This window comes from Rhodoferax sp. GW821-FHT07F03, assembly GCF_059418745.1.
This window is the reverse complement of the sequence record NZ_JBWKQM010000013.1, coordinates 106620-126338: the sequence shown is the minus strand read 5'-3', so window position 1 is coordinate 126338 and position 19719 is coordinate 106620. Positions and strand designations below refer to the sequence as shown.

Annotated in this window: 11 protein-coding genes; 7 read left to right on the top strand and 4 right to left on the bottom strand. The window is 62.1% G+C overall.

Features of this window, described 5'->3' with window-relative positions:
* Positions 1-12: 12 nt before the first annotated feature.
* From AC07R0_RS20310 to AC07R0_RS20295, 4 genes are all read right to left on the bottom strand, one after another.
* Positions 13-807, bottom strand: a complete 795-nt coding sequence (locus tag AC07R0_RS20310; RefSeq protein ID WP_495106251.1) for an ABC transporter ATP-binding protein — start codon at positions 805-807, stop codon at positions 13-15.
* 17 nt (positions 808-824) lie between these two features.
* Positions 825-1877, bottom strand: a complete 1053-nt coding sequence (locus AC07R0_RS20305) for an aromatic ring-hydroxylating dioxygenase subunit alpha (RefSeq protein ID WP_495106190.1) — start codon at positions 1875-1877, stop codon at positions 825-827.
* Positions 1878-2148: 271 nt separating this feature from the next.
* Positions 2149-3147 (bottom strand): ABC transporter substrate-binding protein, encoded by a 999-nt coding sequence (locus AC07R0_RS20300; protein ID WP_495106189.1) that lies wholly within the window; start codon positions 3145-3147, stop codon positions 2149-2151.
* 380 nt (positions 3148-3527) lie between these two features.
* Positions 3528-4538: an alpha/beta hydrolase gene (locus AC07R0_RS20295; RefSeq protein WP_495099634.1), complete on the bottom strand. Its 1011-nt coding sequence runs from the start codon at positions 4536-4538 to the stop codon at positions 3528-3530.
* A gap of 118 nt (positions 4539-4656) precedes the next feature.
* Here AC07R0_RS20295 and AC07R0_RS20290 point away from each other — a divergent pair, with 118 nt between their 5' ends.
* From AC07R0_RS20290 to AC07R0_RS20260, 7 genes are all read left to right on the top strand, one after another.
* Complete coding sequence (locus AC07R0_RS20290; RefSeq protein ID WP_495106188.1) at positions 4657-5493, top strand: cupin domain-containing protein; 837 nt, start codon at positions 4657-4659, stop codon at positions 5491-5493.
* A 523-nt stretch (positions 5494-6016) separates the two neighbouring features.
* Positions 6017-6874: a sulfotransferase family protein gene (locus AC07R0_RS20285; RefSeq protein WP_495099637.1), complete on the top strand. Its 858-nt coding sequence runs from the start codon at positions 6017-6019 to the stop codon at positions 6872-6874.
* Positions 6875-6891: 17 nt separating this feature from the next.
* Positions 6892-13929 (top strand): Ig-like domain-containing protein, encoded by a 7038-nt coding sequence (locus AC07R0_RS20280; RefSeq protein ID WP_495106187.1) that lies wholly within the window; start codon positions 6892-6894, stop codon positions 13927-13929.
* Positions 13930-13953: 24 nt separating this feature from the next.
* Positions 13954-15450 (top strand): TolC family protein, encoded by a 1497-nt coding sequence (locus tag AC07R0_RS20275; protein ID WP_495106186.1) that lies wholly within the window; start codon positions 13954-13956, stop codon positions 15448-15450.
* Complete coding sequence (locus AC07R0_RS20270; protein ID WP_495106185.1) at positions 15447-16199, top strand: efflux RND transporter periplasmic adaptor subunit; 753 nt, start codon at positions 15447-15449, stop codon at positions 16197-16199. The genes AC07R0_RS20275 and AC07R0_RS20270 overlap by 4 nt, the downstream gene beginning before the upstream one ends.
* Before the next feature lie 9 nt (positions 16200-16208).
* Complete coding sequence (locus AC07R0_RS20265) at positions 16209-17549, top strand: efflux RND transporter periplasmic adaptor subunit (RefSeq protein WP_495106184.1); 1341 nt, start codon at positions 16209-16211, stop codon at positions 17547-17549.
* On the top strand, positions 17549-19672 hold the full coding sequence (locus tag AC07R0_RS20260; protein ID WP_495106183.1) for a site-2 protease family protein: 2124 nt from the start codon (positions 17549-17551) through the stop codon (positions 19670-19672). Before AC07R0_RS20265 ends, AC07R0_RS20260 begins: the two co-directional genes overlap by 1 nt.
* Positions 19673-19719 lie beyond the last annotated feature (47 nt).

Genomic DNA, 19719 nt, shown 5'->3' with positions numbered 1-19719 from the left:
GTCATCACTCCTTCAGTGCGCAGACATCAGCAAGGCCGAGAGTTCGCGGCAGTGGTCGGCGAATGCGGGGGACAGGCGGTAGCTCTCGGAACGGTCCGATTCAATCAGCGGCACATCGGCCATCAGCCTGCCCGGCCGGGCCGCCATCATCACCACCCGGCTGAACAAAAACACTGCCTCGTAGATGCTATGGGTGACGAACACCACCGTCAGCCCACGCGCCGCCCAGAGCGCCCGCAAGTCGGCATCCAGCTTGTTGCGGGTGAACTCGTCCAGCGCGCCGAAGGGTTCGTCCATCAGCATCACATCGGGCTCGGTGACCAACGCCCGCGCAATCGAGGCGCGCATCTGCATGCCGCCCGACAGCTCGCGCGGGTACGACTGGCCAAACGAACCCAGCCCTACCTGCTCCAGTGCCGTGGCGACGCGGGCATCGGCCTCGGCGCGCGGTACGCCGTGCAGGTCCAACGGCAGGCGAACGTTCGCGGCCACCGTGGTCCAGGGCATCAGCGTGGCTTCCTGGAACACCATCGCCGTCTTCAGGCCAGACTTGGCCGGCGCATCGAAGCCGGCCCAGCGCACATGGCCGTGCGATGGAGATTCGAGTCCGGCAAACATCTTCAGCAGCGTGCTCTTGCCGCAGCCGGATGGCCCCAGCAGTGAGACGAAATCGCCGCGCTGGATGCGCAAGCTCATGCACGACAAGGCATGGGTGCCGTTGCCATAGGTTTTCTCGACCTGGTTGGCGTGGAGCACGGTGGCGGCGTCCGGCGGCAGGGACTGCACAGGAATGGGAAGGGCTTGCATCAGCATGGTGCAGCTCCTTATGCAGCCACTGGCAGGATGGGAATGCGCCGGTTGCCCTGGTGCACTTCTTCCTCGCCATGGGCCTTCAGCAGGTCCAGCAGCTGGCGGCGCACCATCAGGCCCGGGCGGTCGCTGGGCATGTGGAATTCCTGCCGGCGCGTGGTGTCGATGCAGGCGTCGAAGTCGGTGGCCTCCAGGATGTCGCGGTCTTCGGCGGTGATGGCCGCGTCCCAGTCAATCAGCTCCTGCGTGCTGCACTGTTCTTCGCTGTCGTTGCGGTACAGCCACTGCACCAGCATCAGCCGGTCATCGCTGATCGGCGTGGCGCAGTTGTAGATGATGTGGTCGATGCCGCTGTCCGGGTACTGGCAGCCAAAGCGGCGCGCGAACGGCAGGTAGTAGCGGTTGGTCAGGTGCCGCTGCGTCATGGGCGCGGTGCTGCCGGTCACGCGGTGGCCAGCCGGCGGGTTCTTAATCGGCACCAGGGTCTCGGCCTCGAAGCCGTAGTCGGTGTCATGGATCTCGTACTTCTGCGGCACCGGCTGGTCGATGTTGCCGAAATTCGCCTTGTGCACGAAGCTGAAGTGCGAGTTGTCGAAGGCGTTTTCCATCACCCGGACCGGGCTGGTTTTCCATTCCTCGTAGAACTGGAAGATGCGGCGGTAGCTCGGCACGCCGTCTTCCGGGAAGTGCGGAATATCCCGCAGCGGATCTTCCAGCGCCACCCACACATAGCCGTAGCGCTCCTGACAATGGAAGGCCGGCACCTTGGCTCCTGCCGGGATATTGCCGTCGGGGTTTTGCGGAATGCGTACGCAGCTGCCGCTGCAGTCATAGGTCCAGCCGTGGTAGCCGCAGACGATGTTGTCGCCTTCGACAAAGCCTTTGGACAGCTTGGCGGTGCGGTGGCAACAGCGGTCACGCAGCGCGGCCGGCGTGCCGTCCTGCTTCTTCCAGAGCACCAGGTTTTCACCCAGCAAGGTAAAAGGTTTCGGGCCGTCGTCGAGCTGGCTGATGGGCATCAGCGCGTACCAGAAGCGGCGCAATACGGGTTGTTGGGTGACTAACATTTCATCTCTCCTCCATCGGCGCAGAGCTTGCATTGCAGCGGCTCTGCGCCACCGGCCGGCGTGCCAGAATGGTCGCCTTCGCCAGGTTCTCATCGTCTAGAGCATCTAACTACTTACCACCCAACGACGGGCATACCGGCTTTCAAGCCAGGGAACCCGTGGAACCGGCTTTGCCGGGCCACTGGGTTCGCCCCCTGCAATGCCTGTCCTGAGCTGGCCGAAGGAGGGGTTGGCGGAAACACGCAGTGTGGAGCCTGGGGGTGAGCAATCATTACGGCATGACCTTCAGGTCTTTCACGAACTGCGTGGTGTAGGCCTTTTTCCAGTCCACACCCGGCTTCAGCAAGCCGGCGGAGAGCATGAATTTATAGGTCTGCTCCCAGCGCGCATCGGTCATCACGCCAACGCCTCGGGTGGCTGCGTCGCCGCCGTCAACGGCCTTGACTTCCTTCAGACGTTTCACCGCGAAGGCGAGCAGGTCGTCTTCCATCTTCGGGTTGTCTTTCTTGATCAGCTCATTGCCAGGTACCGGGTTGGCCAGATAGCTTTTCCAGCCCTCCATCGAGGCACGGACGAAGCGCGCCACCACGTCGGGTTTGTCGGCCACCATCTTCTGCAAGGTGACGATGGTGGTGCCGTAGGGCGGGTAGCCCTGGTCGGCCAGCAGGAAGAAGTTGGCGGGCACATTGCTCTTCATCGCCATAAACGGTTCGGACGACAGGTAGGCGCTTTGTGCCACGTTCTTGTCGGCAATGAAGGGCTGCAGATTGAAGGTGTAGGGCCGCACCTGGTCCATGCTGTAGCCATACTTGCCCAGCAGCCAGGGCAGCCAGCTGGTCTGGGCCGAGGTGTTGGCCAGTATCGTCTTGCCCTTCAGGTCGGCCAGGCTCTTCACGTCGTCGTGCGCCATGATGCCTTGCAGGTCTTTCTGGAACGAGGCCGCTACCGTGACCACCGGCAAGCCTTTCTCGATGGAGTTCAGGGTCTGGATGTCGTAACCCATGATGAAGTCGGCCTGGCCCGCCGCCAGCAACTGGATGCCGTTGATCTGCGGGCCGCCCATCTTGATGGTCACGTCCAGCCCGTACTTTTTGTACAGGCCGGTGGCTGCTGCCTGGTAGAAGCCGCCATGCTCGGCCTGGGCGTACCAGGAGGTCAGCAAGGTGACCTTGTCTTGCGCCCAGGCAGTGCTGGCCAGAGTGGCGGCGGCCAGCGCCAATGTCAGGCGGGCACACCAGTGAACGGTGGGGAATGCTAGGTTGCGCTGCATGTCGATCTCTCCTAAAGCTACTTGCTGTGGAAAGACGAAAGCACCGCGCGGAGCCGCCAGGCGGGCTGCACACGCTGTGTGCAGCAAGCTGTTCTCCGTTGCGCCCCGCCATAAAACGGAGCACAAATGTCCAAGCCATCAGGCCTGGGCATGCGACGGTGCTGACGTCGCCGGAGCAATGACCGACAACCAACGCCTGGCTTGTATTGAGGCGGGTTGCTGACAGCTTCTACTCCAGTACCGAATGTGCAAATCCTGTGCCAGGAAAGTCGCACGGCTTTGGTGCGAAGCCCGCTGCCCCTCGGAAAAGTCAGTCCCAAAAAACTGCGGGCGCGCGCAGGTGACCGGCGTCGCAGCCGGCCACACCACTAGGCACTAGGTCACCGCAAACGCGCCTTCAACTCTTCGCTAGCCTGGTGCAAAGCGGCCTTGGTCGCGGGGACCGACGACAGCACATTCAACAGCCCGAAGTCATGGATCATGCCGTTGTAGCGGGTTGCCACGACGCTCACGCCCGCTGCGTCCAGCTTGCGGGCATAGGCCTCGCCTTCATCGCGCAGCACGTCTTTCTCGGCCGTCTGAACCAGGGCTGGTGGCAGTCCCTTCAATTGCTCTGGAGTGGCCTGCAGCGGCGAGGCGTAGATTTCCTGGCGTTGCTTTGGATCGGTCGTGTAGGCGTCCCAGAACCACTTCATCATGCCCTTGGTCAAGAAGTGGCCGTTCGCAAACTCGTCATACGAAGCATTCTCGAAATTGGCATTAGTGACAGGCCAGAACAGTACCTGTGCGCGCAACGCCGGGCTGCCCTTGGCCTTGGCCATCAGCGCTACCACCGCCGCCATATTGCCACCCACGCTATTGCCGGCTACCGCGAGACGCTTGCCATCCACGTCGATCTGGGCGCCGTTCTCAGCCACCCACTGGGTGGCGGCATAGGCCTCGTTGATGGCCACGGGGTAGCGCGACTCGGGCGAAGGCGTGTAGTTGACGAACACCGCAGCAGCACCAGAATCGGCCACCAGGTCGCGCACGAAACGCTCATGGGTTGGGAAGTCACCCAATATCCAGCCGCCACCGTGGAAGAACATAAACGCCGGCAGCACGCCCTTGGCTCCTGCTGGGCGCACGATAGTGAGTTTCAACGGTTTGCCGTCAATGTTGACTGTCTTCTCGCTTACATCGGCGGGCGGCAGCTTGGCGCCCTGCTGTGCCCCGACCAGCACCGCGCGTGCATCTGCCGGAGAGAGGCTCTCCAGAGGCTGGCCACCGCCCTTGGCGACCGCCTCCAGAAATGCCTGGGTATTGCGTTCAACCCCAGGGCTACCAGCAGCCAGCGCGACGCTGGAAACAAGAGCTGCGACGGACGCTACAAAAACTTTGGATGAGGACATGAGCTACTCCTATGTGACTAAATCGGTAGAGATATATGCCGTTTGGCAACACTTACTGTATCGACGTAAAAATACTTTTAATCACATAAAATACGTGTAAATTGATCTAGAGTATTTCATGGATACCTGTAACGACCGCTTGGATGCGTTGCTGCACCACTTCCCCGTGCGGGCCCGCATGTTCCACTCGGGCGCCCTGTGCGGCATTACCGAATTCACAGAACAGGGAGACGGCCAGTTGCACCTGGTGAAAGCGGGGGCCTTGGACGTGATCCACCCAGGACTGCCTGTGCTACATGTGACGGAGCCCAGTCTGCTGCTCTACCCAAGGCCCTTGGCGCGCCAGTTCATCACGGACACCGAGCACGGCGCGGACCTGGCCTGCGCGCACCTGCACTTCGAAGGCGGCCTGGCCAACCCTATCGCGGGTGCCCTGCCCGACGTGGTCTGCCTGCCCCTGAAAGAGATTGACCGCGCCGACCACGTTCTGGCACTGCTTTTCGAGGAAGCGTTTGGCAGCAACTGCGGTCGCCGCGAGGTGGTGGACCGGTTGTTTGAAATCGTCCTGATCCAGATCCTGCGGCATCTGATGGAGACGGAGCGCATCCACGGTGGCCTGCTGGCAGGCATGTCGCACCCCAAGCTGCGCAAAGCCCTCACGGCCATGCATGAACAACCTGCAAAGGAGTGGTCGCTGGAGAGCCTGGCCGATATCGCGGGCATGTCACGCAGCATCTTCGCCAACACCTTTCGCGACACGGTGGGCTCTACGACCGGGGTCTATCTGCAGGCGTGGCGGGTGCGGCTGGTGCAAAAGGCATTGCTGCAAGGGCAGCAGTTGAAAAACATCGCAAGCGAAGTCGGGTACGGCAGTGAGGCCGCATTGTCCCGCGCATTCAAAGCCCAAAGCGGACTGACACCGCGTGAGTGGAAGCAGGCTCGCCAATCCACTTGAGTGCGGAGGCTGCATCTCCACAAACTTTTAGAACGTGTCTACGTTCTAAAAGCCTGTTCAGACAAAAAGTCGGACATCCCAATGGTGCTCAATGGTGCTGCCACATGGCGGCGGGCATAGGCCATTGCAATGTCGATCGGTATATGACTTTTGCCCCGAATGCATCCTCCAATTGAGGTAAGTTTCTTGTTCGAAAATTTACCAAAGGTTTACAGTCAAAACACAACCTGACAGCTAAAGGCTCACGCAGAAGCCTCGCAGGTGATTACGAATCGATACCCAGCGGCGCATGCCCTATTGCATGTTTTGTCGCCCATGTATGGAGACAAGCTATGCATTTCTTCAACCACTTGCTGCACCAGCTAGCTAAAGCCATGGCTGCCAACGGCACGTACCAGCATACCGTTTGCTTATCTGCATTTAGCGTTATCTCTAGCTCGCTTAAAGAAGCCAATGGAGGCTCCATACGCAAAACGCTTTAACCCGGTGCGAGAACCCCATGAACGCAAAGAGATAAGCCATCTTGTCCAGCCTCCATACATTTCATTTTATTTCCGGCCTGCCCCGCTCAGGCTCCACGTTGCTAGCGGCCCTTCTGCGCCAGAACCCGCGCTTTCACGCAGGCATGACCAGCCCGGTCGGCACTTTATTGTCTGGAATGCTGAACCAGTTCAGTGCTGGCAGCGAATTCGGTGCAACCATCGATCAAACCCAGCGCCAGCGCCTGCTGCGCGGATTGTTTAAAACCTATTACGAAGATCAGTCCGACAAAGAGGTCATTTTCGACACCAACCGCATGTGGTGCGCACGCATGCCTGCCGTGCTGGATTTATTCCCCACAGCCAAAGTCATTGCCTGCGTGCGCAATGTCGCCTGGGTCATGGACAGCATTGAACGCCTTTACCGCGCGAACCCGTACGAAAACACCAAACTCTTTACGGACGACAGCGAGCGCAGTACGGTGTACAGCCGTGTAGACACACTCGCATTGCGCAACCGCCTGGTCGGCTATGCCTGGACGGGATTGAAGGAGGCCTATTACGGAGAGCACGCAAAGTCACTCTTGCTCGTCGATTACGACTTATTGGCCCAAGCACCGGAAAAATGCCTGCGCCTTGTCTACGATTTCCTGGAAGAACCCTGGTTCAGGCATGACTTCCATCAGGTCAGTTACGACGCACCCGAATTCGACCAGGCTCTCGGCGTAAAGGGACTGCACAGGGTCAGATCCAAAGTGGAAATCCAGGCCCGCACCACCCTGCTGCCGCCAGACCTATTCAAACAGTATGCAGCCCTGTCCTTCTGGCAGGACGGTGCTGCAAGTGCCGCCAATGTCATTCGAATCACTGGCAACAAAGAACCAATGGGGTTGAGCCCATAACACCACCGGAATACGCTATGAAAAACATAATGGCGAAATGGTTCAGGCCTGAAGCACGCACGACTTTGGCGGCTGCCGCCAAGCCGGCCCGCTCCCGGCCAGCGTTGATGATGCAGCTTGAGCCACGCATTATGTTTGACGGCGCCGCAGTGGCCACGGCCGAAGCCACAGTGATCACCCACGCCGTCCCCCATCTGGATGCACCGTTAGCGGTTGCCATGGAGAAAAGCCACGTTGTTGCAACCCCACCCGCGCCCGACAATGCTGTTCCCGCGAACACCAACGCTGTCGTTTTTATCGATGCGCGCGTTGTCGATGCGCCCAGCCTTTTGCGCGATGTGGCGGCCGGCACCCAGATTGTTTACTTGCAAGACGGACAGGACGGCTTGCAGCAGATCGCCAATTATCTGGACCAGCACCAGGGTGTGAGCTCGGTGCAGATCATTGCCCATGGCAACGCCGGCGATCTTTGGCTAGGCAATAGCTATTTGTCGGCCGATAACCTGCAGGCGCGCAGCGACGTGCTGGCCGACATCGGCAAGGACATGAAAGTCGGCGGCGACATCCTGATCTACGGCTGTTACACCGCCGAGGGTGAGCGCGGCCTGAGTTTTGTCGACTCGTTGGCGCAGTTGACCGGCCGTGATATCGCCGCCTCAAACAACCGCACCGGTGTGGGCGGAGATTGGGACCTGGAAATTGCCACCGGCAGTATCGAAAGCGCCAACGTGCTGTCGAAAACCGCCATGAGCGAGTACCAATGGGGGCTGGCGACCTGGACCGCCACCAACAATGCCAACACGGGCGTCGGTTCGTTGCGTGCCGCCCTCGCCTCGGCGCAAAACGGCGATATCGTCACCTTCAGCAGCAGCATGACGGTGCAGCTCACCTCCGAGTTGCTGGTCAACAAGAACATCACCATCGATGGCGACCTGAACAACGATGGCGCAGCGGATGTGACCCTGGATGGTCAGTACAAGACCCGGGTGATCGAAATCACATCGGGCAGCACCGTCACCCTTGACGGTCTGGTGATCACCCGGGGCCTGGTCTCGGGTACGGGTGGCAATGGTGGATATGGCGCGACCGGGTCCATGGGTGGCGGTATTTTCAACGCCGGGATCCTGACCCTGAACAACGTCAGCGTGACCTCCAACGCCGCTTCCGGTGGCGGTGGGGGTGGCGGTGTCACAGGCGCTTTTTACGGCGGTGGCGGTGGCGGTGGCGGCGGTTTGGGCGGCCAGGGCGGCGGGCATGGCGGTTTGGCAGGGCCGGGCACCGGCACCTTGGGCGGTCAGGCGGGCGGCGGTAGCGTCGGTGGTTACGGCGGCGGTTATGACGCCACCCACATGGGTGGTCGCGGCGGCACCACCACTGGCGGGGCTGGCGGCATAGGCGTTTCCTATTACAGCAACGGCGGCAACGGGGCGACGGCGACCAATGGCACGATTTCCATTGGCGGCGGCGGCGGCGGGGCCGGTTGGGACAAGGTGGGTGGCGCCGGCGGCAACGCGGCAGGCGGGATCTACAACGCCTCGACCGGTACCATGACCATCATCGGTACGTCGCACATCACCAACAACATCGGCGCCGGTGGCGGCGGTGGTGGCGGTGGCGGCTACGGCAGCAACGCCAGCAACGGCGGGATCGGCGGCAGGGGTGTTGGTGCGATCTGGAACAAAGGCACGCTACAGATCACGGCAGCCAACTTCGCGGCCCTGGCCGGTAATGCCGCGGCCAGTGGTGCGGGTGGTGCCGCGCTGGGCGGAGGTACGACCGGCACCTCGCCAACCTCCGTCGCGACCATCTATAACAACGGTGGTGTACTCAACACCGCGTATTCACCGCCGCCGACCGCGACCATTGTGGTCGCCGACACCACACTGAGCATCGGCGAAACCTCCTCGGTGACGATCACCTTCTCCGAGGCTGTGACCGGTTTCACCAACGCAGACCTGACCATCGCCAACGGCAGCTTGAGTACTGTCAGCAGCGGCGATGGCGGCGTCACCTGGACGGCAACGTTCACGCCGTCCGCCAGTATTTCCGATACGACCAATGTCATCACCCTGGACAACACCGGCGTGATCAACGGCCTGGGCACCGCCGGCGTCGGCACCACCAACTCCAATAACTACGTCGTCGATACGGCACGGCCAACCGCCAGCATCGTGTTTACCGATACTGCCCTCAAGGTCGGCGAAACCTCGCTGGTGACCATCACCTTCAACGAAGCGGTCACAGGGCTCACCAATGCCGACCTGACGATTGCCAACGGCACCTTGACTTCGGTGAGCAGCAACGACGGCGGCATCACCTGGACGGGGACCTTCACGCCGACCGCGAGCATCACCGACGCGACCAACCTGGTCACCCTGGACAACACCGGAGTCAGCGATCTGGCGGGCAATGCCGGCAGCGGCACCACCGATTCGAACAACTATGCCATCGATACGGTACGGCCAACGGCCGCTATCGTGGTCGCGGACACGGCGTTGAAAATTGGCGAAACCTCACTGATGACCGTCACCTTCAGCGAAGCAGTCAGTGGGTTCACCAATGCCGACTTGACGATTGCCAACGGTACACTGACCGCAGTCAGCAGCAGCGATGGCGGCATCACCTGGACCGCGACCTTTACGCCCTCGGCCAGCGTCAATGACACGACCAACCTGATCACCCTGAACAACACCGGGGTCAGCGACCTGTCGGGCAACACCGGCAGCGGCACCACCGATTCCAACAACTATGCCGTCGACACCGTCCGTCCGTCCGCGACCATCGTGGTCGCGGACAATGCGCTGAAAATCGGCGAAACCTCGCTGGTGACCATCACCTTCGCCGAGGCGGTAACCGGTTTCACTAACGCCGACCTGACCATTGCCAACGGCACCTTGACGTCAGTCAGCAGCAGCGACGGCGGCATCACTTGGACCGCGACCTTCACCCCGACCGCAAGCACCACCGATGCGACCAATCTGATTACCCTGGACAACACCGGAGTCAGCGACCTGGCGGGCAATGCCGGAAGCGGCACCACCGATTCGAACAACTATGCCATCGATACGGTGCGGCCAACGGCCACTATCGTGGTCGCGGACACGGCGTTGAAAATTGGCGAAACCTCGCTGGTGACCATCACCTTCTCCGAAGCTGTGAGCGGCTTCACCAACGCCGACCTGACAATTGCCAACGGCACCTTGACCGCGGTGAGCAGCAGTGACGGCGGGATCACCTGGACCGCAACCTTCACCCCGAGCGCCAGCACCACCGACGCCACCAACCTGATCAGCCTGGACAACACGGGCATAGCTGACCTGTCTGGCAATGCCGGCACCGGCAGCACCGATTCAAACAACTACGCTATCGACACCCAGCGTCCGACCGCCACGATTGTGCTGGCCGACTCGGCGCTGACAGCGGGGGAAACCTCGCTGGCAACCATCACATTCAGCGAAGCGGTAACCGGCTTCACCAACGCAGACCTGACGATTGCCAATGGCACATTAACCGCGGTCAGCAGCAGTGATGGCGGCATCACCTGGACAGCTACCTTCACGCCCACCGTCGGCGTGAATGACTCCAGCAATGTCATCACCCTGGCCAATACTGGTGTGACCGATGTGGCCGGCAATACCGGCAGCGGCACCACCAACTCCGGAAACTACACGATCGATACCGTGCTGCCGACAGCAACTATCGTAGTGGCAGACAACGCGCTGAAAATCGGTGATACGTCTCTGGTGACCATTACCTTTAGTGAAGCCGTCAGCGGCTTCTCCAACGCCGACCTCAGCATCGCCAATGGCACGCTGACCGCCGTAAGCAGCAGCGACGGTGGCATCACCTGGACGGCGACTTTCACCCCGACGGGTGCAATTACCGACACCAGCAACGTCATCACCCTGGATAACAGCGGTGTACAAAACGCATCCGGTAATGCCGGCAGCGGCACGACGGACTCCAACAACTACGCCATCGATACCGTGCGGCCCACTGCAACTGTCGTGGTGGCAGACAATGCTCTGAGCATCGGCGAGACCTCGCTGGTCACTTTCACGTTCTCTGAAGCCGTGAGCGGCTTCACCAACGCCGACCTGACAATTGCCAACGGCACACTGACCGCAGTGAGCAGCAGTGACGGCGGCATCACCTGGACGGCAACCTTTACGCCGACCGCCAGCACCACCGACGCCACCAACCTGATTACCCTGGACAACACCGGCGTGGTGGACCTGTCCGGCAACGCCGGGACCGGCAGCACCGATTCCAACAACTACGCCCTCGACAGCCAACGTCCAACGGCCACCATCGTTTTGAGCGATACGACTCTTAAACCAGGCGAAACTGCGTTGGTGACCGTTACATTTTCCGAAGCGGTGACGGGATTCGACAACAGTGATTTAAGCATCGCCAACGGCACACTGACCGCAGTGAGCAGCAGTGACGGCGGCATCACCTGGACCGCAACCTTCACCCCGACCGCAAGCACCACCGACGCCACCAACGTCATCACCCTGAGCAACAGTGGCATATCCGACCTGGCTGGCAATACCGGAGCGGGCACCACCAGCTCGGCCAACTATGCTGTCGAAACCGAAGTGCCGACTGCCACCATCCTGGTAGCCGACAACGCCCTCAAGGCAGGTGAAACCTCGCTGGTGACCATCACCTTCTCGGAGGCAGTGAGCGGTTTCACCAACGCCGACCTGACCATTGCGAACGGCACACTGAACACCGTTGCGTCGGGCGATGGCGGCATCACCTGGACCGCGACCTTCACACCCACAGCCAGCGTGACAGATGCCACCAACCTGATCAGCCTGGACAACACCGGCTTCACCAACGCTTCGGGCAACAGCGGCATTGGCGTAACGGACTCGAACAACTACGCCATCGATACCGCTCGCCCCACCGCAACCATTGCGTTCGCCGATACGACACTGGCCACCGGTGAAACCTCACTGGTTACTTTCACTTTCAGCGAAGCAGTCACTGGCTTTACCAATGCCGACCTGACCATAGCCAACGGCAGCTTGAGTGCGGTGAGCTCCAGCGATGGCGGCATCACCTGGACGGCAACCTTCACGCCCGCCGCCAGCACTGCGGATACCACCAACCTGATAAGCATCGACAACACTGGCGTGCAGGATGCGGCGGGCAACACCGGCACAGGCACGACCGACTCCACAAACTACATCGTCGATACACAGAACCCCACCGTCACCTCTGTCAGCGTGCCGGCCGACGCCACCTACATAACCGGGCAGAACCTGGACTTCACCGTCAATCTGTCGGAGGCCGTGCTGGTCGATACCAGCGGCGGCACACCGCGCATCGCGGTCAGCCTCGATACCGGCGGTGTCGCCTATGCCAACTATCTATCCGGCTCAGGCACCAGCGCCCTGGTGTTCCGCCTCAGCGTCACCTCGGGCCAGCTCGACAGCTCAGGCATCAGCCTGGCTGGCAGCCTGGACTTGAACGGCGCCAGCGTGCGCGATGCAGCTGGCAATGACACAGCCACGGGGCTCCACAGCGTGGGCAGTACGACCGGCGTGCTGGTCGATGCCGTGGCCCCTGGCGTGACTTCTGTGGATGTCCCGGCGGCTGGCGACTACAAAGCTGGCGACCTGCTCAGCTTCACGGTCCAGACCTCCGAAGCCGTGATCGTAAATACCGCCGGTGGCATACCGCGCCTGCCTATCGACCTGGACGGCACCACCGTCTATGCGACCTATGTGTCCGGCTCCGGCAGCACGTCCCTGGTATTCCAGTACACCATACAGACAGGCCATACCGATACCAATGGTATTTCTGTCGCCAGCAGCCTGGAGCTCAACGGTGCGACGCTACGCGATGCGGCAGGCAACGCCACGTCCCTGGCGCTCAACGGCGTGGGCTCCACCAGCGGAGTTCTGGTCGACACCACCCCACCAACGATTCTCAGCGTCAGCCCCCTGGACAGTTCGCCAACCTCCGACGAAAGCGTGCACTACACAGTCACCCTTTCCGAAGCGGTGCAAGGGCTGGACGCTGGAGACTTTCAATTAACCAAGGATGGTACAGTAACCGGCACGATTTCCGCACTGACCCAGGTAGATGCCCGAACCTATGTGGTAACCATCTCGGGCATTAGCGGCACAGGCGCTTTGCAACTCAGCCTGGCCGGAGCGGGCAACAATATCAGCGATGCCGCTGGCAATGCCTTGCAAGGTTCTCTCAGCGGCGCGGCATATGCCATTGCCCCGCCGGAATCCACCGCCCCACCTGCACCTATTGCCCCGCCGGTTGCCATACAGGTCTTGCCTCCCCCCAGTCCGCCAGTGCCCACCATCGGCAGCGACCCGATCCAGCTCGGACCGGTCACACCCAATATCGTATTGGCCGTTTTTAGCAACGGGACGGGTGCCACAGCATCGCCATCGCTCACGTTGGATCCCATCGGCAGCAGCCAAGCCGTTAATGGGTTACAGCTGTACAGCCCGCCTGGCCAGTCGATTGGCTTTACCCTGAACCTGCCCACAGTAGGTGCCGGCCCCTCCGATGGCCGCGCGACCTCGATACCGGTCCGCGACACCCCATTCATCACAATGGCCGATCCAAGCCAGCGCGAGGCCATCAGGTCCCTGCCTGATCTCGGAACCCATAGCATCCAGAGCGGCCAGAACTTTGGCTTCGCCCTGCCTGCTGACAGTTTCAGCCAAAAAGATCCGGACGCGCGCGTCAGCATTGCCGTGCGCCAAGCCAATGGCAGCGCCCTGCCCCCCTGGATACGCTTTGATCCAGCTACTGGCTGGTTCAGCGGCAAGGCACCACCTGGACAGAGTCAGACTCTGGTGCTGGAAATTGTGGTCCGTGACGCTAGCGGCGCGCAGGCCATCAGCCGCATGGAGATTTCGTTCGAAAAAAGCGATGCACCAGTCGTCCCTGGCGGTGGCACAAGCTTTCTGGTGCCGCAGGGCAAGCCTGGGCTGCATGAACAGCTCGCGCAATTCGGCCACACGGCCTTCGAGCGGGACTGCGATGCCTTGTTGGACCTTCTTGCCACCGCCTAACCCCAGAACCACAAGGACATCGCCATGCAACACAAACTCAAACTGCTGCCGCTCCTGGTTCTGGCGACACTCGCCACTGGCTGTGCCGTACAGCCCCGACAAATCGGCATGGACGAGCGCCAGGCCAGCCTGGCCGAAGACCACAAGGCCTTGTTCGACCAGCAGGACGCGGTCAGCGGGGCGATCAGCCTGGAAGAAGCCATGGCCCGGGCTTTGAAACACAACCTGGACTTCCGGGTCAAACTGATGGAAGAAGCCCTGGCACAGCGCCAGCTCAAACTCTCCAATATGGACATGCTGCCGCGCCTGGCCCTGGCCGCCGGCTACACCCATCGCAGCAACGACGCCGCGTCCAGCTCGCAGGACGTGATCACTGGCAAGGAATCGCTGGTGCCATCCATCTCCAGCGAACGTGACAGCAAGACCATCGACCTGAACCTGAGCTGGAACGTGCTGGACCTGGGCGTCAGCTACTACAGCGCCCAGCAGCAATCCGACCGTGTGCTGATACTGCAGGAGCGCAAACGCAAGGTGGCGCACCAGTTGATGCAGCAGGTACGGCAGGCCTATTGGCAGGCCGTCGGCGCACAGCAGCTGGCCGAACCCATTGAAACGCTTTTGAAGGACGCCGAAAGCGCCCTGACCGATGCGCGCAAGATCGAAAAAGAAAAGCTGCGCGCACCGCTGGAGGCGCTCAACTACCAGCGCCAACTGCTCGACATCATCCGCCAGATGTCGCAGATCCGCGCCTCACTGGCCCAGGCCAAGCCGCGCCTGGCCAGCATCATGAATGTGGCACCGGGCAGCAGTTTTGAGGTCAAGATCAGCAACGAGCTGCCCGTACCCGCTCTGAACATGACGCAAGACAAGATGGAGGAAATGGCGCTGCTGAACCGGCCCGAACTGATGGAAGCCCGCTACAACCAGCGCATCAGCGCGCTGGAGACGCGCAAGGCAATCGCCAAAATTCTGCCCGGGCTGGAGTTCAGCCTTGGAACCCACCGTGATGACAACCATTTCCTGGTCAACCAGCAATGGAGCGATGCCGGATTGCACCTGACCTGGAACCTGTTCAACATCTTGAACGCCGGTACGATCCGCGACTCCGCCGAGGCCCAACTAAAAGTGGCAAAAGAGCAGCGGCTGGCACTGAACATGGCGGTGATGACCCAAGTCTACGTTGCCGTGCTGGACTACGAAGGGCGCACCCGCCAGTACGGGTTGGAGCGCGAACTCAACACGGTGGAACAGCGCATTTTCGAGCAAACCCGCAACGCCGCACAAAGCGGTTCGCAGGGCAAACTGCAAGCCATACTCTCCAATGCCAATGTGGTGCTGTCGCAGTTGCGGCTCTACCAAAGCTATGGTGACCTGCAAAACGCCTATGGACAAATAGGCGCCACGCTGGGCCTGGACCCCTTGCCGCAGCAGGCTGCGGGCCATGACTTGGCATCATTGACAGCGGCCTTCCAGAACGCCGAATCCAGCTGGCAGGGCACGATAGGAGATGGCAAGCCATGAGGTTCCGCCTGAGCGCGGCGTTGTGGCTTGCGTTGTCGATACCAGCGCTTGCCGCAACGCCCCCAGCACCTGCCCCAGCCAAATCCGACGAGGGCCGCATACGCACCCAGTTGATGGCAAAGAACGCGGTAGTGATTGCTGGCGAGCTTTCCGCCAAGATCGCACGCCTGCCGGTGCCTGAAGGCGGCAGCTTTGGCCGAGGCCAGCTGCTGGTGGAGTTCGAATGCAGCAGCTACCGCGCCCAGCTGAGCAAAGCCGAGGCCACACTAGAGGCAGCACGCCAACTGGTCAAGGTCAACAACCGCCTGGCCGAGCTCAACTCCATAGGCCAGCTGGAGCTGGAACAAGCCCAATCCAAAGCCAAGGAAGCGACCGCAGAACTGCACTATATGCAGACGATGGTGGCCAAATGCACCATCAGCGCGCCGTTCACCGGCCGGGTGGCCAAACGATCCGCCGCGCCGTTTTCATATGTAAGCCCGGGCACGCCGATCCTGGACGTACTGGATGTCAGCAGCCTGGAGCTGCGCATGATCGTGCCGTCGAAATGGTTGGCCTGGCTCAAGCCTGGTGCCAAATTTAACGTGCAGGTCGATGAGCTGGGCCGCACGGTGAATGCACGCGTCGAGCGCCTGGGCGCGCAGATCGATCCGGTCAGCCAATCGGTGTTGGCCATCGGTGTGGTCGAGGGTGCCAGCGCAGACCTACTGCCCGGCATGAGCGGCTGGGCTAATTTTGTCCTTCCGTGAAGCGTGGGCATGAATGCACCCGACCCTGGCCGCGAACTCGCCACCCTGCTGCAACTGATGCGCCGCGCGCGCGAAGCCGACAGCGAAGAAGCGCTGGGCTTTGTGCTGGTCAACGAAACGCTGCGCCTGCTGCCCTACCGCCAGGCAGCGCTGTGGCGCGACGGAGCCCTGGGCCGCGTCAGCGCGCTGTCCGGTGTACCCGAAACAGACAGCAATGCACCCTATGTGCAATGGCTGGGCAGCCTGTTCCGCTGGCAGCGGCGGCGCATTGAGAGCCCCCCCATCACCCCCCTATGTGCCGCCGATCTGGATACAGACCTGGCGGAAGACTGGCCCCAATGGCTGCCGCCCCATGCCCTCTATCTGCGCCTGGATCCACCCGGTACCCGGCTCAGCGGCGCTTTGCTGCTGGCACGCGATGCTCCCTGGACGGCGCGCGAGTTGGCACTGGCCGCCGAACTGGCCCATGCCTACGCCCATGCGCAGGCCCGCTATGCACCCCAACAGCACTGGCGCGACCGCTTGGGCGAATGGGCCCGCCCTGGCAAAACCCGCCGCCGGGTGCTGCTGGGCCTACTGCTCGTGCTGTGCCTGCCGCTGCGGCTGAGCGTGCTGGCCAAAGGCGAAGTCCAGCCCATGAACCCCTTGCTGGTACGCGCGCCGCTGGCCGGAGTGATCGACCGTGTGGAGGTGCAGCCCAACGATCGCGTCGAAGCCGGGGCCGCGCTGTTCAATCTGGACGCCACCGTGCTGGCTGGCCAGCAAGCCCTGGTCAGTAAGGAGCGCGATGCGGCCAGCGAGTCCTACCGCCAAAGCGCTCAACTGGCGGTGACCGATGACAAGGGCAAACTGGACATGGCGTTGAACAAAGCGCGCCTGGAAGAAAAATCCATCGAGGCCGACTTCAGCGCCCGCCAGCTCAGCCGCATCCATGTGCGCGCGCCGCGCGCCGGGGTCGTGGTGTTTTCGGACCCCAACAACTGGATGGGCAAGGCAGTGGCCGCGGGCGAAAAAGTCATGACCCTGGCCGACCCCAGCCAACTGGAACTCAGCGCCTACCTGCCCGCCGCCGAGGCGATACGCATCGCCCTGGGCGGCGAATTGAAGCTGTACCCCAACGCCTCGCCCACCGAGTCCTACGGTGCAACGATCACCCGCATCGCCTACCGGGCCGAGCTGACCGAAGACGGCATCCTGGCCTACCGCATCCAGGCACGCTTCAATCCTGACGAGCCTCCGCCACGCCTGGGCCAGACCGGCACCGTGCGGGTCTACGGCGACTGGGTACCACTGGGCTACTACGCGCTGCGCCGACCGCTCACCGGGCTGCGCCAATGGCTGGGCTGGTAATGGCCGCGCTAGACCAGCTGCCTCCGCTGCGCCAGGAACTAAGCCTGCACCCCGGCCCAACCCAGGAGAACGGCACCCCCAGCTGGACCCTCCACGACCCTGCGGCCAACCGCTTCTACCAGCTCAGTTGGCAGGCTTTCGAACTACTGACACGCTGGCCACTGGGCCAGACCACCGCACTACTGGCTGCCGTCAACAGCCAGACCACGCTGCGCCTGCAGGCCGAAGACGTAGCCGCGCTGTGCGACTTCCTGGCACGCCACCATTTGCTGCAGACGGGTATGCCCGGACATACCGCCCAGCTCACCCGTGCGGCACAAGCCAGCCGACCCAACCAGCTGCAGTGGCTGCTCAAGAATTACCTGTTCTTTCGCGTGCCATTGCTGCGGCCCATGCCCATCCTCAAACGCCTGGCACCGGCCTTCGCGCTGGTATTTACACCGGGCTTCTGGTGGGCGGTAGCCGCCATGGCGCTGTGCGGCCTGTTTTTGGTGTCGCGACGCTGGGATGAATTTACCCACACCTTTTCGGCCTACGGCGGTATTGCCGGCCTGGTCGGCATCAGCCTATCGCTGAGCTTTGCCAAGCTGCTGCACGAGTTCGGCCATGCGCTGACAGCGCAACGCTTCGGCTGCCGCGTGCCCAGCATGGGCGTGGCTTTTCTGGTGATGGTGCCGGTGCTCTATACCGACACCAACGAGGCCTGGAAGCTGCCCCGGCGGCGCCAGCGCCTGCTGATCGGCGCGGCCGGCATGCTGGCCGAACTGGTGCTGGCGGTGCTGGCCACCCTGCTGTGGAGCTTCCTGCCCGACGGCCCGCTGCGCGCCGGGGTTTTCATGCTGGCCACCACCGCCTGGGTCGCCACCCTGGCCATCAATGCCAGTCCCTTCATGCGCTTTGACGGCTACTTTCTGCTGTCCGACTGGCTGAACCTGCCCAATCTGCACACCCGCGCCTTTGCCCTCACCCGCTGGGCACTGCGCCGCGCACTGCTGGGCTGGGACGAGCCGCCGCCCGAGCACTTCACACCCGGACGCCAACGCTTGCTGATCCTGTTCGGCCTGGCCACCTGGCTCTATAGGCTGGTGCTGTTCCTGTCGATCGCGCTGCTGGTCTACCACCTGTTTTTCAAGCTGCTGGGCCTGTTGCTGCTGGCCGTGGAACTGAGCTACTTCATCCTGCGGCCGATCGTGTCCGAGCTGACCGTCTGGTGGCGGCGCCGCGCCGAACTTCGCTGGTGCTACCAGTCCTGCCGCAGCAGCCTGCTGTTGTTGGCGCTGCTTCTGCTACTAGCGCTGCCTTGGCAGTCGCGTACCAGCGCACCGGCCATCGTGGGCGCAAGCCAAGCCCAGAGCCTGTATGCCCCGGCTCTGGCCGAAGTTGCATCCCTCCAAGCGCAAGACGGCGACTGGGTCCGCCAGGGCCAGTTACTGCTGCAGCTGCAGTCGCCAGAGCTGGAGTCCCAGTTGGCCCAGGCTAGCAGCCAGGCCCAGTTGCTGCGCTGGCAGCTGGAGCAGCAGGCCTTCAACAGCGCACTGATGCAGCTCGGCCCGGCCCTGTCCAAGCAATGGCAGAGCGCACAGGAGAAAGTCGCGGGCCTGCAGCGCCAGCGCGCACAGTTGGCCGTACGCGCCCCCTTCGATGGCCGCGTCGTCGACGCCAACCCGGCGCTGCAGGTCGCCGCCGTGATTGGAGCGGGCGAGCGCCTGCTGCAGGTCGTTGGCGACCAAGGCGTGAAGGGTGAAGCCTTTGTAGACGAGGCTGCGTTGGCCCGACTCCAGGCCGCCGGTAGCGCGGTCTTTATCGCGCAGCGCCTGGAACAACCTCGCTGGAACTGCCGCATCGGCGAGATCGACCGCCTGCCGCTGACTTCACTGGACCAGCCGGCCCTGGCCGCCACCTATGGCGGGCCCATCGCCACCCAGCGCTCGGAGCAGCAGTTGGTACCACTGCAAGCCCTGTTCCGCGTACGCATCCTGGGCTGCCAGGACGATACCGGCCAGATCCGTGCGCCGCTGCGCGAAATGCCTGGAGTAGTGCAATTGCAAAGCCGGGGCCATAGCATGGTTATGCAAGCCTGGTTATGGCTAACAACCGCGTTACAGGCCGAAGCCGCACTGTAGCGTGTTGACTTCACGCTGAAATGGCGTAAAGCTGCACAACGCCCCAT

What these genes read in the sequence shown, in the direction of transcription:
- AC07R0_RS20270 (WP_495106185.1), top strand. Translation starts at nt 15,447, where the DNA reads ATGAGGTTCCGCCTGAGCGCGGCGTTGTGGCTTGCGTTGTCGATACCA.
- AC07R0_RS20310 (WP_495106251.1), bottom strand. Translation starts at nt 807, where the DNA reads ATGCAAGCCCTTCCCATTCCTGTGCAGTCCCTGCCGCCGGACGCCGCC.
- AC07R0_RS20305 (WP_495106190.1), bottom strand. Translation starts at nt 1,877, where the DNA reads ATGTTAGTCACCCAACAACCCGTATTGCGCCGCTTCTGGTACGCGCTG.
- AC07R0_RS20275 (WP_495106186.1), top strand. Translation starts at nt 13,954, where the DNA reads ATGCAACACAAACTCAAACTGCTGCCGCTCCTGGTTCTGGCGACACTC.
- AC07R0_RS20265 (WP_495106184.1), top strand. Translation starts at nt 16,209, where the DNA reads ATGAATGCACCCGACCCTGGCCGCGAACTCGCCACCCTGCTGCAACTG.
- AC07R0_RS20290 (WP_495106188.1), top strand. Translation starts at nt 4,657, where the DNA reads ATGGATACCTGTAACGACCGCTTGGATGCGTTGCTGCACCACTTCCCC.
- AC07R0_RS20280 (WP_495106187.1), top strand. Translation starts at nt 6,892, where the DNA reads ATGAAAAACATAATGGCGAAATGGTTCAGGCCTGAAGCACGCACGACT.
- AC07R0_RS20300 (WP_495106189.1), bottom strand. Translation starts at nt 3,147, where the DNA reads ATGCAGCGCAACCTAGCATTCCCCACCGTTCACTGGTGTGCCCGCCTG.
- AC07R0_RS20260 (WP_495106183.1), top strand. Translation starts at nt 17,549, where the DNA reads ATGGCCGCGCTAGACCAGCTGCCTCCGCTGCGCCAGGAACTAAGCCTG.
- AC07R0_RS20295 (WP_495099634.1), bottom strand. Translation starts at nt 4,538, where the DNA reads ATGTCCTCATCCAAAGTTTTTGTAGCGTCCGTCGCAGCTCTTGTTTCC.